We start from the raw sequence: 14167 nt of genomic DNA, 5'->3' as shown, positions 1-14167 counted from the left end.
GAGCGCGCAGCGGGACAGGATCGATACGCCCGGACACCCTCCATATGGGGAGTCCGCTTCCGATGCCAACTGCAATCGTTCGCGCTAGCCGCCTGGCGCTCCGCCGTCGTCTCCGGCCTCAAACATCTGGATGGGTTGTCCAGGCATGATCGTCGAGATCGCATGCTTATAGACGAGCTGAGAATGACCGTCCCGTCTCAGCAGCACGCAAAAATTGTCGAACCACGTGACCACGCCTTGTAGTTTGACGCCATTGACCAGGAAGATCGTAAGCGGAACCTTGTTTTTTCGGACGAAGTTGAGGAACGTGTCCTGTAGATTTTGTGGGCGTTCTGCCGCCATCTTCTAGTTCCCGTTGTTTGGTTTGTTTATCGGGCGCTTGTCTGGCGCGAGTGCCGAGTCCAGTTCCCTTAAAAAAAGTCGCCTTCCCACTAATGATATACAGAAGCCCTCAAAACTAGCGCATTAAAAAGGCTGCTCAAGGGGATTGCAAATTCTGTTTCGCATCGGAAGACAAATTAACGCAAACTCCGCGCTAGAGCATATTCCGATCGGATTAAATCAATCCCATCTAGAAGAATATGCTCTAGCCTTTGAATCTGAAGCGATTTCTGATCGATCGCATGATTCCATGCGATCGGAAAGCGCTCTAGTGGGATCTTGCCGCATGCTCGTGGAAAACAGCCCGTAATTTCTGTGCGATGGGTCCGGGCAGACCCTCGCCGATAGGTCGGCCGTCGATCATGACGACCGGCGTCACGAGCGTCGTGGCTCCTGTGATGAAGGCTTCACGCGCGCCGAACGCTTCCGTCAAGCTGAATTTACGTTCTTCGAGGCGGAGGCCTTGCGCGGCGATAATTTCAACCAGGGCCGTCCGCGTGATTCCTCGCAAGATAGACTGATCGGCTTCCCGCGTGATGATCGTTCCGGATCGATCGACGATCCAGGCGTTCGACGCGGCGCCCTCCGTCACCATCCCGTCCGCGTCAATCAGCCACGCCTCGTACGCGCCGCTTTCCTTCGCCGCTTGACGCGCCAGGACATTCGGCAGCAGGGAGATAGTCTTGATGTCGACCCGCTTCCATCGGAGGTCCGGGGTCGACACTACGCTGATTCCCTTGAGCGCTGCGGTTTCGCCCTTTTTCGGATCGACGGAGCGCGCGGTCACGATCAGGCTCGCGCGCACAGGCGTCTGCGGAAACGCATGATCGCGCGGCGACACGCCCCTTGTCGCCTGGAGGTACACAAACCCGTTCGAGACCTTGTTTCTCGAGAGGACTTCCCGGAGGATGAATTCAAGCGCGCCCTGCCCCACCGGCGGGTCGATGCGCAATTCGCGGAGCGAGCGGGCGAGTCTGTCGTAATGTCTTTGCTCGTCGATCAAGGCTCCCCGAAAAACTTCGCAAACCTCATAGACCCCGTCCGAGAATGTATAGCCGCGATCATCAATATGGACCATGGCGTGGCGGCCCTCGACATATCGACCGTTGACATAGGCGATTCTGCTCACACGCGCTCCTTCCAGGCGGCTTTAAGGGAAACAGCTGAGACCATTCGGCCGTCAGTGCGGGCGTTACGGCCTTTCTTGAGAGTCCCGACTTGAAGGGTCATGCCGGGCGCCGGGGGGATCGTCAAGCTGATCGCCGCGCAAGACCTTTTCAGTTCTGGCGCGGAATCAATCAACCCGTAGCGATTTCAGTTTGCGATGAAGGGCCGAGCGCTCCATTCCGATGAACTCGGCCGTCCGGGAGATGTTGCCGCCAAAACGGTTGATCTGAGCCACGAGATATTCCCGCTCGAAAACCTCGCGGGCGTCACGCAGGGGCAGGTTCATCAGCCGTTCGCCGCCCGAGCCATTCGGCGTCGATGGCACCAGCGCGCCGATTTCCGAGGGCAGCATGTCGGCGGTGATCGCAGCCTCCGGATCGCCGGCGGCGAGAATCATCAGACGCTCGACATTGTTGCGCAGCTGCCGGATATTTCCGGGCCAATCATGGGATTGCAGCACCGCCATCGCGTCGTCGGCAATGATGCGCCGCGGCATCCCGCTCGTCGCCGAGACCTGATCCATAAAGAAAGTGATCAGCTCCGAAATATCCTCGCGGCGCTCGCTCAGCGAGGGAACCCGCACGGGAACCACGGCGAGGCGGTGAAACAGATCCTCGCGAAACGCTCCCTCCGCGATCAGGGCGGCGACGTCGCGCGAGGTCGACGATAGGATCCGGACATCGACATGCACGCGGACCGAACCGCCGACGCGCTGGAAATTCTGTTCGACCAGAACGCGAAGGATCTTGCCCTGGGTTTCCTTCGGCATGTCGGTGATTTCATCGAGATAAAGCGTGCCGCCGTGGGCCTCTTCGAGCGCCCCGATTTTGCGGGCTCCGCCGTCCTTGCCTTCGACGCCAAAAAGCTCGACCTCCATCGTTTCAGGCTCGATCGCCGCTGAATTGATGACGACGAACGGACCTCCGGCGCGCGCCGAGGTCTCATGGATGGTCCGCGCCGCGAGTTCCTTGCCGCTGCCCGGCGCGCCGGTAATGAGCACCCGAGAATTCGCCGGTCCGACCCGCTCGATAATCTGGCGGAGCTGGTTCAGCGTCGTCGAGCGGCCGACCATTTGGTTGACCGCTCCCGCTCGGGCGCGCAGCTCGCTCACCTCCCGCTGCAGACGGGACGCCTCGAGGGCGCGTTCGGCGACGAGCACGAGCCGGTCAGCCTTGAATGGCTTCTCGATGAAATCGTAAGCGCCGAGTTTGATGGCGGAAACGGCGGTTTCGATATTGCCGTGTCCCGAGATCATGACGACAGGCAGTTTCGGATTTTGCTCCTTGATGATCTTCAGAAGCTGCAGGCCATCGAGGCGCGAACCCTGCAGCCAGATGTCGAGGAAGACGAGGTTCGGCCGCCTCGCCTCGATAACGGCAAGGGCTTCGTCCGAATTCTTCGCAGTGCGCGTGCCATGGCCTTCGTCAGCCAGGATCCCGGAAACGATCTCGCGGATATCGGCTTCGTCGTCTACGACCAGAATATCGCTCGCCATCGGTGATTTACGCTCCTCGTCGCGCGGCCGCCGCGGTTCTGTCCGGCATCCCCGCCAAACTATGCGTTCCTTCGCTCCAAGGGAAATAGAGCCTGACCCATGCGCCCCGGCCTTCTGGCGCATCGCGCAATTCGAGGCCGCCGCCGTGATCGGCGAGGATCTTGGCGACGATCGGAAGTCCGAGGCCGGTCCCTTCCTCGCGGGTCGTCATATAAGGCTCAAGCAGCCTTTGCCGGTTTTCCTTGGGGAAACCCTTGCCGTTGTCGATAACGTCGATCACAACGTCCTTTGCGACGAAAGAAAGCCGCACGGCGATGCGTCCCTCCGAGCCCGTCTCCGAGGTCTGCGCGGAGACGCTTTCGGCGGCGTTCTTGATGATGTTGGTCAAGGCCTGCGAAAGCAGGCGGCGGTCGAACCGTCCCAGCGCCGGGCGATCGGGCAGCTGATCTTCGATAACAATGTCGGGATGGGCGACGCGCATCAAGAACAGAACGCGGCGGATGCATTCCGACAGGTCGTCGTTTTCGAGGCTTGCCTTCGGCATCCGGGCGAAGGAGGAAAACTCGTCCACCATCCGCTTGATGTCGTCAACCTGGCGAATGATCGTGTCGGTGCATTGATCGAAAATATCTCGGTCCTGTGTGATCGCCCAGCCGTATTTGCGCTTCAGACGCTCCGCCGAAAGCTGGATCGGGGTCAAAGGGTTCTTGATTTCATGCGCGATGCGGCGGGCGACGTCGGCCCATGCGGCGGTTCTCTGCGCGCCGACGAGATCGGTGATGTCGTCGAGCGTCACAATGTAGCTCTTGTCGGCGCGCTCTGTCGGTTCGCTCGTGATGGTGACGTTGAAGAGGCGGTCGAGGCCGCCGCGGGACAGCGAGATCTGATCTTGCACCGGACGCGAAGGGCCCGACCGCGCCTCGGCGAGCGCCTGCTTGATTTCGGGAAGGACGATGTCGGCCGCCTGCCCCACGATGTCGGCCGCCCCTTCTCCGCTTTTGGGAACAAGCCTTTGCGCCGAGGGATTGAGGACGGTGATTTCGCCTCTTGATCCGACGCCGACGACAGCGACCGGCACGCCCGAAAGGACAGCCTCGGTAAAAACGCGCCGTTCGTCGATCAAATTACTCGCTGCGATCAGCCGGTTCTGCTGCAACTGCAGCTCCGAGGTCATTTTGTTGAAGGTTTCGCTCAGATGCGCCAGATCGCCCTCCGATTTTCGAACCGCGACCTGGACGTTGAGATTGCCCGACGACACCTGGTCGGTCGCCGCGATGAGCCGCCTGATCGGAGCGACGAGGCTATTGGCGAACGAAAGGCCGAGCCAGGTCGCGGAGAGGAGCATGATGAAGGCGATCAGGACGAACATCACGGCGAAAGCGATCTGAATGCCGCGCCGGTGGCTGTCAAAGAGGTCGTAAAGCGCCACTAGCTTCTGCGCCTGACGGGGAAACTCCACCGTGAAAGGGTCGACCGGGCGCGCGACGTAGAGAAAAGTGTCGTCAAACGACGGCAGCAGACGCAAGACGGCGAAAGTCTGCCCGGAGTTGAGGATAATACAGTACATATCCTCTTTTCTTGCGTCGGCGAACTCGTCCTTGTCGGGCTGCACGAGAGCGTTGGCCGCCGGGTCGTTTTCGATCTTTTGGATGATTGTTCCGTCGGCCTTGATAATCGCGCCGGTCGCAAAGCCGAGAAATTTGACGCGAGAGGCAAAAAAACCGTCGAAATAATGCCTGTCGTAATCAAATAATTGTTTGAAATGATCGAGATCAGATGCGGTCACCGCCGCGTCCCTCAAGAGGGACTTGCATTGCGCGTCCCGGAACAATTGCGCCGCCTCGATTGTATTTTGAACAAACGTTCGCCCGTCCTGCATAAAGGCCGGGTTCAAGCTTCTCTCCATCGCGACAAGACCAACCCACGCCATCAATAAGGCGGGCGCTGCGGCGATAATCGAAAACAGTCCCACGATCCGGACGTGAAGCTGCGCTCCGGCTACCCCTGCCCGCCGCGCCTTGTAGAGCGAAAAGGCCTCGGCGACGACGAGGCCGAAGATAACGCATATGCCAATCACATTGATGACAAAAAGGACCAGCACCACCGTGTCTGTCGGCGGGATCGGCGTGTAATTTGCGAAGATCAGGAAGCTGGCGAGACCGATGAGCAGCGCCAGAACGACCGCGACGGGTCCGAATCTGATCGCAAAACGGCGTTCGCCATTCGCCGCGGCCTTAGCCTTTTTTGAGAGTGTTTTGTCGCTCATCGGCCGTCGGTAAAACAACTTTGTTCGGGCGCAAAATCAGATGATGAGCATTCGAATCGAATTTCAAGTATGAGTGTAGCTTAAATCGGGCATTTCCGGGGCCGGAAGCCGGTGGAGCGGCGACTCCGCGTTCAGCGCGGAGAGCGCATGAGCCTGATGTCGAGATCTCGGACCTTCTTGCGCAGCGTATTGCGATTCAGTCCGAGCAGCTCGGCCGCCTTGATCTGATTGCCTCTTGTGGCGGTGAGAGCGGCGGAAATAAGCGGATATTCCAGTTCGCGCAGGATCCGATGATAGAGGCCGGGAGGCGGCAAGCTGTCGCCATGCTCCCGAAAAAGATCGGCGAGATGCCGGTCCATTGCGCCGGACAGCGTCATCGCGCGCTCCGGCTCGCGCGCCCGTCCGGAATTGAGCGAGGAGGCTATTCCGCTCGTCGTCGCCGGCGGGTCGGAGGCAAGTTCGGCGTCGATCAACTGGACCGTCACCGATTCCTGCGGATAAAGCGCGGCGAGGCGCCGGCTGAGGTTTTCAAGCTCCCGGATATTACCCGGCCAGCGGTAACGTTTGAGGCGCTCCAGCGCGTCGGCCTCAATATGCTTCAACGGCAATCCCTCGCTCGCCGCCTGAGCGAAAAAATGCTGGGCGAGGTCGCCGATGTCTTCCGTGCGCTCGCGCAGCGGCGGCAGCCTCAAGGGAACGACGTTCAGGCGGAAAAACAAATCCTCCCGGAACAGACCCTGCTGGATCAGGATGCGCAGGTCCTTGTTCGTCGCGGCGATGATTCTGACATTGGTCTTGATCGGGGTGCGCCCGCCCACGGTCGTATATTCGCTTTGCTGGAGAACCCGCAAAAGCCGGGTCTGGGCTTCCATCGGCATGTCGCCGATCTCGTCCAGGAAGAGCGTTCCTCCCTCGGCCTGCTCAAAACGTCCGGCCGAGCGCTGACTCGCGCCCGTGAAGGCTCCTTTTTCGTGGCCGAACAATTCGCTTTCAATGAGGTCGCGCGGGATCGCGGCCATGTTGATGGCGACAAAAGGCCCCTTTTTCCGCTTGCCGTAGTCATGCAGGGCGCGGGCGACGAGTTCTTTCCCGGTTCCAGATTCGCCCGTGATCATAACGGTGAGGTCGGTCTGCATCAGACGCGCCAGAGAGCGGTAGATTTCCTGCATCGCCGGCGAACGACCGACAAGAGGCATCCCTTCGAGGTCTTCGGGACGTTCGGGCCTGACGCGGTTCTTCGGCTCGCTCATCGCGCGGCCGACGATGGAAACCAGTTCCCTGAGATCGAATGGTTTGGGCAGATAATCGTAGGCGCCCCGCTCGGACGCCTTGATCGCCGTCATGAAAGTGTTCTGCGCGCTCATGACGATGATGGGAAGGTCCGGACGCAATTTCTTCATTTTGGGGAGAAGTTCGAATGCGTTCTCGTCCGGCATGACGACATCCGTGATGACGAGATCGCCGTCGCCGGATTGAACCCAGCGCCAGAGCGTCGCGGCGGTCCCCGTCGTGCGGACGTCATATCCGGCCCGGGACAAAGCCTGGCTCAGAACCGTGCGAATTGCTGAATCGTCATCGGCGATGAGGATATTTCCAGTGGCCATTACGAAACTTCTCCTGTCGCCGGACAACGGCGCGAACCGGACTTTTGGCAAGTGCGCCAAAGACGGTCTTTCGAGGTCAGCGGCGGCGTCGAAACGATCATGAGCGGCGACGCCGGTGCCTTGGGTATGTCGCGGCTTGCGAGATCATCTTATCAAGGACGGTGCGCGCCTGCGTTGAATCGTCGGCGTGGGGTCAAGGTCAGATCATGACTCGACCAAGGCTTTGCGAGAATTATAAACCGGCATAAGAACCCGAAATGTCGTCCTTCTGGCAACAGACTCGCATTCAATAGCGCCCCCGTGATCGCCAATAATCTTTGCGACCAATGCAAGTCCAAGGCCAGTTCCGTTCGGCTTTGTCGTGACGAAAGGGTCAAAAAGGTACGGCAAGACCTCGTCGGCGACGCCGCATCCGTTGTCGCGAACGCAAAACTCCAGCGGCAGACTGACGGGCGACTTTGATCCCGGAACCGGCATCCTGACGCCCGGCCTGAACGCCGTGGTCAGTTCGATATCGCCGTCGGTGCGATTTTCGCCAATGGCTTCAGCCGCGTTTTTCACGAGATTGAGAAAGATCTGCGTGAGCTGATCCTTGTTGCCGTGCACCAGCGGTAATGAGGGATCATAGTTTTCGTGAAAGCGGATGTGGCGGGCGAACCCGACTTCGGACACTTTTTTCACATGGTCGAGGACCGCGTGGATATTGACGCTTTCACGTTCGATCGGCTGGCCGTCGTAAAATGCGCTCATCCGGTCGACCAGCTTCACGATCCGATCGGTTTCTTCACAGATGAGTTGGGTCAACGCCCGATCCGAATCGCTCGCCTCGGCTTCGAGCAGCTGGGCGGCCCCCCTGATCCCGGAAAGCGGATTTTTGATTTCATGCGCCAGCATAGAGGCCATCGCCGCGGCCGATTTCGCGCCGCCGCGACTGGTGAGCTGGCGGTCCATCTTGTCGGTGAGGGAACGCTCCTGCAACGTTATGACGACGCCGTCTTCAGCGTCTGGCAGCGGCGTCACGAAAATATCGACAATTCGGTCTCCTTCCATCTTCGAAAGGGCGAGATCCACCCGATATTCATTGATCGCCGCGCCACGGGCGTTCACCAGTTCGACGAGCCCGATCAGGGGAGAACCCGGCGCGACAAGATCGACCAGCTTCTGCCGGCGCAGAATGTTCCGGCTGACGCCGAAAAATGTCTCGGCGGCGGCGTTCGCTTCGGCCATACGGCCATCCGGGAGGACTGCGAAAACCGGATGCGGCAGCGCGTTCAGAAGGTTGGCGGTATCGGTATACGGACCCGTCGGCGTCGCGGCGGGGGTCCGGTTTGGAGTCCAGCTCAAGGTTTTCATGCCGCCGCTCCCAGTTCTGAATGATCGAACATGTCCGATAGCATTTTCTTGACCTGATCCGGACGATCACAGGTGACGAGACTGCGCCGCAACGCCGCCGCGCCGGAGGCGCTGGTCTCCTGCGCATAGGCGGCGAGATGCTTGCGGGCGTGGCGAAGCCCCTGTTCGATCCCTAGAGTCTCGAGAATGGTCTCGTAATGTTCAAGCGCGGCGTCTTTGCGGTCCCGCGCCGAGGGACGCGGCCGCTTGAGGCCCGTCGCCAGATAATGCGCCGCCTGCCCGACCAACCAGGGTCGGCCAATCGCCGCCCGGCCGATCATGACGGCGTCGGCGCCAGACCGAGCCAGCATCTCAGCGGCGTCCTCGGGGTTCGAGCAATCGCCATTGGCGACGACAGGAATGGAAACGGCGTCTTTCACGCGCCGGATGGCGACCCAGTCGGCCTTGCCTTTGTAGAACTGGCAACGGGTCCGGCCGTGGACCGTGAGCATCGCAATCCCCTCGAGTTCGGCGAGGCGGCCGAGCTCAGCGGCGTTGATCGACTGGTCGTCCCATCCGAGCCGCATTTTCAACGTCACCGGAATCGAGACGGCGCCGACCGTCGCCCTGATCAAGGCCAGCGCGAGAACCAGATCCCGCATGAGATGCGATCCGGCGTAGCCCGCGGTCACCTTCCTCGCGGGGCAACCCATGTTGATGTCGATCATCGCCGCGCCCGACGCTTCGGCGAGCTGCGCCGCCCGCGCCATCTCGGACGGAACGCAACCCGCGATCTGAACGGCATGGATATCGATTCCGGCGCCTTCTGCGCGCAGCATCGCCTCGGAATCGCCGCTGCCGTACCGGTCGGCGGCGACCATTTCGCTAATCACGAGCGAAGCGCCGAAGCGGCGCGACAGACGCCGCATGCCGATGTCCGTCACGCCGGACATCGGGGCTAGAAAAGCCCGGCCAGCCAAGCTAAGGCTGCCTACTTGGAGGCGCGCCGGTTTTTGTGTGCCTAAATCTTCGGCAAAAATGCTCATGCTCATATGATAGTCACTTTGTGCGGCGCGGCAATCGATAAAATGACTATAACAGCGCCAGCCTGTGAGAAAAATTGACGCAACCACGGAAAAAAGGGAGGAAAACGCTCATATCGCCTCCTTCAACTGGATCGAGTTCTTGATGACCGCAAGGCCGCACATTTCCATTCTTGTCGTCGCGGCGGGACGCGGTTCGCGCGCGGGCGGCGGACTGCCGAAGCAATACAGGCCTGTCGCCGGGCGTCCTCTGCTCGCTCATAGTCTGGAAGCGCTTTGCCGCGCCGCGCCGGACGCCTCGATCTTGCCCGTCATTCACAGTGACGATCTCGGGCTTTATTCACAAAGCGTCGCGGCGCTCGATCGGTCCTATGCGGCCCGGCTGCGCGAGCCGGTCTTCGGCGGGGCGACGCGTCAGGCGAGCGTACGCGCCGGACTGGAAGCGCTCGCGTCCGGCCCTTCCGCCGCCCCCGAAATCGTCCTCATTCATGACGCCGCGCGGATGTTCTCCGGCGAGGCCCTTCTGTCGAGAGCGCTGGACGCGGCCATCGCCCATGGCGCTGCCATTCCGGGAATCGCCGTGACCGACACGATCAAGGAGATCGATTCGAGCGCGGGGGTCGTCGCGACTCCTCCGCGTTCGAACCTGCGGGCGGTGCAGACGCCGCAGGCGTTCCGGTTCGATCTGATCCTTGAGGCGCACCGGCAGGCCGCGGCGGCGGGGCAGGATGAACTGACCGACGATGGCGCGATCGCCGAATGGGCGGGTCATCGCGTCCACGTTTTTGAAGGGGAGCCAGGCAACATGAAAGTGACCAGCGCCGAAGATCTCGTCCTCGCCGAGGCGCGCTTCATCCGGGAATTGCCGGATATTCGCATCGGACAGGGCTATGACGTCCATGCGTTCGGGACGGGCGATCATGTCTGGCTCGGCGGCGTCAAAGTTCCGCATGATCGCGGACTGGTCGGCCATTCCGACGCCGACGTCTTGAGCCACGCGATCACCGACGCGCTGCTCGGGGCCCTGGCGGAAGGCGACATCGGCAGCCATTTTCCGCCGTCCGATCCGCAATGGCGCGGCGCCGCCTCGAAGATCTTTCTCGCTCACGCCGCCGAAAGAGTGCGCGCGCGCGGCGGCATGATCGCCAATATCGACGCGACGCTGATCTGCGAACGGCCGAAGGTCGGGCCGCATCGCGACGCCATCCGCGAGAGCCTCGCCGCCATTTGCGGCGTTCCGGCGGAGCGCGTCGCGGTCAAGGCGACGACCAGCGAGAAACTCGGCTTCACCGGCCGCGAAGAGGGCATGGCCGCCCTCGCGCTGGCGACGGTGCGGCTGCCGATGTAGGGAAGCTTGATGTTCCCTGACGCCCTCGCCCACCGCTCCGCTGCGCTGATCTCCCTTGCGCGCGAGCGCAGCCTCATGCTGGGGACCGCCGAATCCTGCACCGGCGGCCTCGTCGCGGCGCTGATCACCGAAATCCCAGGTTCGTCCGATGTTTTCGATCGCGGCTTCGTCACCTATTCCAACGCCGCCAAGGCCGAAAACCTGGACGTTCCCCTCGCCCTTTTGAATTCATTCGGCGCGGTCAGCGCGGAGGTCGCCGGCGCCATGGCGACGGGCGTCCTCGCCCATTCAAACGCTCAAGTCGCCGTGTCGATCACAGGGATCGCTGGCCCCGGCGGCGGCTCGCCGGACAAGCCCGTCGGACTCGTTCATTTTGGCTGCGCGGTGAAGGGCGGCGGCGTGATGACAAGGAAACATCTGTTCGGCGATCGCGGTCGGTGCGCCATAAGGATGGCTGCGGTCGTCGTCGCGATCGAACTTTTGTTCGACGCCTGTCAGATCGCCGCGCCATAAACGATATCGGCACGCTGCTCGAAGGCCGTCGCGAACTTTCGGAACGCCGCGTCGAACATCCCGCCCATGAGAAGACTAAGAGCCCGGCTGCGGAATTCGTAATTGATCCCGAAATCGACGATGCAGGACTGATCGTCGCCCTGCCCCGCGCCTTGCTGGCGGAAAGCCCAGCGGTTTTCCAAATGCTTGAACGGGCCGTCGATATATTCGACAAGGATTACAAGCCGCTCCCGGTTGCAGGTCACGCGGCTCGTGAAGGTTTCGTGGATCGCCTTGTAGCCGACTTCCATGTTGGCGATAAGAGTCGCGACGCCATTGTCCTCGGTCCGGCGGCGCACGCGTAAAGACCGACAGAGCGGGACAAATTGCGGGTAGGCCTCGACGTCGGCCACGAGGTCGAACATTTCGGCGGCGCTGTGGCGGACCCTGTGGGCGGTCTGAAACGAAGGCATATCTCGTCACGGATGGGATTGACGACCGGCGCGTCTCGCGCGGCGATTTCGAAAATTTCTATCGTTTCAAAGGCCAGGCCGCAAGGCCGCGCGTTGCGCCTTCAGTTTGGCGAAATCCTCTCCCGCATGATGAGAGGAGCGGGTCAGCGGCGAGGCCGAAACCAAGAGAAAGCCCTTGGCGCGCGCCGTCTCGGCGTAGGACTGGAATTCCTCGGGCGTCACGAAGCGCTCGACGGCGTGGTGCTTTTTCGTCGGCTGCAAATATTGCCCGATGGTCAGAAAATCGACCTCGGCCGTGCGCAGGTCGTCCATCAGCTGGAGCACCTCGCAGCGCTCCTCGCCGAGGCCCACCATGATCCCGGACTTGGTGAACATCGAGGAGTCGAGCTCCTTGGCCCGCTGAAGCAGGCGCACGGAATGGAAATAGCGCGCCCCCGGCCGCACGTTCAGGTATCTGGAGGGCACCGTTTCGAGATTGTGGTTGAAGACGTCGGGCTTCGCCGCGATGACACTCTCGAGCGCTCCTGGTTTGCGCAGAAAGTCAGGGGTCAAAACCTCGATGGTCGTGGCGGGGCTCAAGGCCCGGATCGCGACGATGACCCGCGCAAAATGCTGGGCCCCGCCGTCGGGCAGGTCGTCGCGATCGACCGAGGTGATCACGACATGCGCCAGCCCCAGCTTTTGGACCGCGTCCGCGACCCGTTCCGGCTCACCTGAATCCAGCGCCCCCGGAAGGCCCGTCCTGACATTGCAGAAGGCGCAGGCTCTTGTGCAGGTGTCCCCCATGATCATGAAGGTCGCGTGCTTTTTTTCCCAGCATTCGCCGATATTGGGGCAGCCCGCCTCCTCGCAGACCGTGACGAGCTTGTGCCGCCGCACGATCTCATGGGTCGCCTTGAACGCCGCCGAGCCGGGGGCCCTGACCCTGATCCAGTCGGGTTTGCGCGCCACCGGCTGATCCGGCCGGTGCGCTTTCTCGGGGTGGCGCGGCGCCGCCTGGCCATTACCGAGAACCACGCTTTCGTCGAACGCTGCCACTGGCCTGATCTCCTGAGGCATGATCCCTGGAACGGTTACGCGTTCCAAATGATCTCGGCCCTCTCCTACATATGGATCACGCGGCCGTAGGCGTCGAGCACGCTTTCGTGGATCATTTCGGACAGAGTCGGGTGCGGGAAGATTGCCTGGATCAGTTCCGCTTCGGTCGTCTCGCAGTTCATGGCGATGACAAAGCCCTGGATCAACTCGGTGACCTCGGCTCCCACCATATGCGCGCCGAGCAGCTTTCCCGTTTTGGCCTCGAAGATCGTCTTGACGAGGCCGTCAGGTTCGCCGAGCGCGATGGCCTTGCCGTTGCCGATGAACGGAAATCGGCCGATTCTGATCTCGTCTCCAGCCTCTTTGGCCCTGGCTTCAGTGAGGCCGACCGAGGCGATCTGCGGATTGCAATAGGTGCAGCCGGGGATCATCGCCTTGTCGATCGGATGCGGATCGAGACCTTTGATCGCCTCGACGCAGACGACGCCCTCGTGCTCGGCCTTGTGCGCCAGCATCGGCGGCCCGGCGACGTCGCCGATGGCGTAGATTCCGGCGACATTGGTGCGGCCGAAGGGGTCCGCCTTGATGATCCCGCGTTCCGTCGCGACGCCTAAATCTTCAAGACCAAGGTTTTCGATATTTCCGGTGACGCCGACGGCGGAAATCAGCTTTTCAGCAGGGAGCGTCTGCGCCGCGCCCATGGCGTCCTCGACCGTGGCGACGAGTCCGTTAACGTTCTTCTCGACTTTGACGACTTTGGTCGAGGTCAGGATTTTAACGCCTTGTTTCTCGAAGCGTTTGCGGGCCAGCGCGGCGATCTCCGCATCCTCGACGGGAAGGATCTGCGGCAGGATCTCGACGAGTGTCACCTCGGCGCCCATCGTCCGGTAAAACGAGGCGAATTCGATCCCGATCGCGCCCGATCCCATGACGATGAGGCTTTCGGGGATCTTGTCCGGGATCATGGAGTCGAAATAGGTCCAGATCTGCTTGCCGTCCGGCTCGATCCCGGGAAGCGCCCGCGGCCTCGCGCCGGTCGCGATGATGATATGCTTCGCCTGATAGGCTCCCTCGCCCAGAACGCCCTTGGGAACCGGATTTTGCGGCTGCATCGGAGGTTTCTTGCTCGCCTCGACGGCGACTTTGCCGGCGCCGGTGATCCTGGCCTCGCCCCAGATCACGTCCACCTTATTTTTCTTGAGCAAAAATCCAACGCCGCCATTGAGTTGCGCGGAGATCTTGCGGGAACGCTTGACGACGGCCGCGGGGTCGTATCCGACCTTGCCGTCGATCACGAGGCCGTAGTCCTTCGCGTTCATCGCGTAATGATAGATCTCCGCCGTGCGCAGCAACGCCTTGGTCGGAATACAGCCCCAGTTGAGGCAGATGCCGCCGAGATGCTCGCGCTCGACGACGGCGGTCCTGAAGCCGAGCTGCGCCGCGCGGATGGCGGCGACATAGCCGCCCGGTCCGCCGCCGATGATGAGGATGTCGTAGGTGTCAGCCATGCCGGTCTTTCATGCCAGAG

Annotated in this window: 12 protein-coding genes; 2 read left to right on the top strand and 10 right to left on the bottom strand. The window is 61.5% G+C overall.

Annotated elements, in window-relative coordinates:
* Positions 1 to 84: 84 nt before the first annotated feature.
* From hfq to dusB, 7 genes are all read right to left on the bottom strand, one after another.
* Positions 85 to 342, bottom strand: a complete 258-nt coding sequence (gene hfq, locus BM177_RS07350; protein ID WP_091680566.1) for an RNA chaperone Hfq — start codon at positions 340 to 342, stop codon at positions 85 to 87.
* Between the two features lie 307 nt (positions 343 to 649).
* Positions 650 to 1510 carry a D-amino-acid transaminase gene (locus tag BM177_RS07345; RefSeq protein ID WP_091680563.1) on the bottom strand — a complete coding sequence of 287 codons (861 nt, stop codon included), beginning with the start codon at positions 1508 to 1510 and terminating at the stop codon, positions 650 to 652.
* 165 nt (positions 1511 to 1675) lie between these two features.
* Positions 1676 to 3043 carry a nitrogen assimilation response regulator NtrX gene (ntrX, locus tag BM177_RS07340; RefSeq protein WP_091680560.1) on the bottom strand — a complete coding sequence of 456 codons (1368 nt, stop codon included), beginning with the start codon at positions 3041 to 3043 and terminating at the stop codon, positions 1676 to 1678.
* Positions 3044 to 3050: 7 nt separating this feature from the next.
* Positions 3051 to 5309, bottom strand: coding sequence for a sensor histidine kinase NtrY-like (locus tag BM177_RS07335; protein ID WP_091680558.1), 2259 nt, complete (start codon positions 5307 to 5309; stop codon positions 3051 to 3053).
* 131 nt (positions 5310 to 5440) lie between these two features.
* Positions 5441 to 6913 (bottom strand): nitrogen regulation protein NR(I), encoded by a 1473-nt coding sequence (ntrC, locus tag BM177_RS07330; RefSeq protein ID WP_091680555.1) that lies wholly within the window; start codon positions 6911 to 6913, stop codon positions 5441 to 5443.
* Positions 6914 to 7117: 204 nt separating this feature from the next.
* Positions 7118 to 8266 (bottom strand): two-component system sensor histidine kinase NtrB, encoded by a 1149-nt coding sequence (locus BM177_RS07325; protein ID WP_091680553.1) that lies wholly within the window; start codon positions 8264 to 8266, stop codon positions 7118 to 7120.
* Positions 8263 to 9291, bottom strand: a complete 1029-nt coding sequence (gene dusB, locus BM177_RS07320; protein ID WP_091680857.1) for a tRNA dihydrouridine synthase DusB — start codon at positions 9289 to 9291, stop codon at positions 8263 to 8265. The genes BM177_RS07325 and dusB overlap by 4 nt, the downstream gene beginning before the upstream one ends.
* A gap of 142 nt (positions 9292 to 9433) precedes the next feature.
* Here dusB and BM177_RS07315 point away from each other — a divergent pair, with 142 nt between their 5' ends.
* Entirely contained in the window at positions 9434 to 10636 is a 1203-nt protein-coding gene (locus tag BM177_RS07315; RefSeq protein ID WP_091680854.1) for a bifunctional 2-C-methyl-D-erythritol 4-phosphate cytidylyltransferase/2-C-methyl-D-erythritol 2,4-cyclodiphosphate synthase, read from the top strand.
* A 9-nt stretch (positions 10637 to 10645) separates the two neighbouring features.
* Complete coding sequence (locus BM177_RS07310; protein WP_091680551.1) at positions 10646 to 11149, top strand: CinA family protein; 504 nt, start codon at positions 10646 to 10648, stop codon at positions 11147 to 11149.
* Here BM177_RS07310 and BM177_RS07305 read toward each other — a convergent pair.
* The 3 genes from BM177_RS07305 to lpdA form a co-directional block, all read right to left on the bottom strand.
* Complete coding sequence (locus BM177_RS07305) at positions 11131 to 11601, bottom strand: type II toxin-antitoxin system RatA family toxin (RefSeq protein ID WP_091680548.1); 471 nt, start codon at positions 11599 to 11601, stop codon at positions 11131 to 11133. The genes BM177_RS07310 and BM177_RS07305 overlap by 19 nt on opposite strands.
* A 66-nt stretch (positions 11602 to 11667) precedes the next feature.
* Entirely contained in the window at positions 11668 to 12618 is a 951-nt protein-coding gene (gene lipA / locus BM177_RS07300; protein WP_244532203.1) for a lipoyl synthase, read from the bottom strand.
* 86 nt (positions 12619 to 12704) lie between these two features.
* On the bottom strand, positions 12705 to 14147 hold the full coding sequence (gene lpdA, locus BM177_RS07295; protein ID WP_091680543.1) for a dihydrolipoyl dehydrogenase: 1443 nt from the start codon (positions 14145 to 14147) through the stop codon (positions 12705 to 12707).
* Positions 14148 to 14167 lie beyond the last annotated feature (20 nt).

The sequence above is a fragment of the Methylocapsa palsarum genome, assembly GCF_900114285.1.
Classification (GTDB): domain Bacteria; phylum Pseudomonadota; class Alphaproteobacteria; order Rhizobiales; family Beijerinckiaceae; genus Methylocapsa; species Methylocapsa palsarum.
Note: the sequence above shows the minus strand (reverse complement) of the source record. Positions and strands in the feature narration are given on the sequence as shown.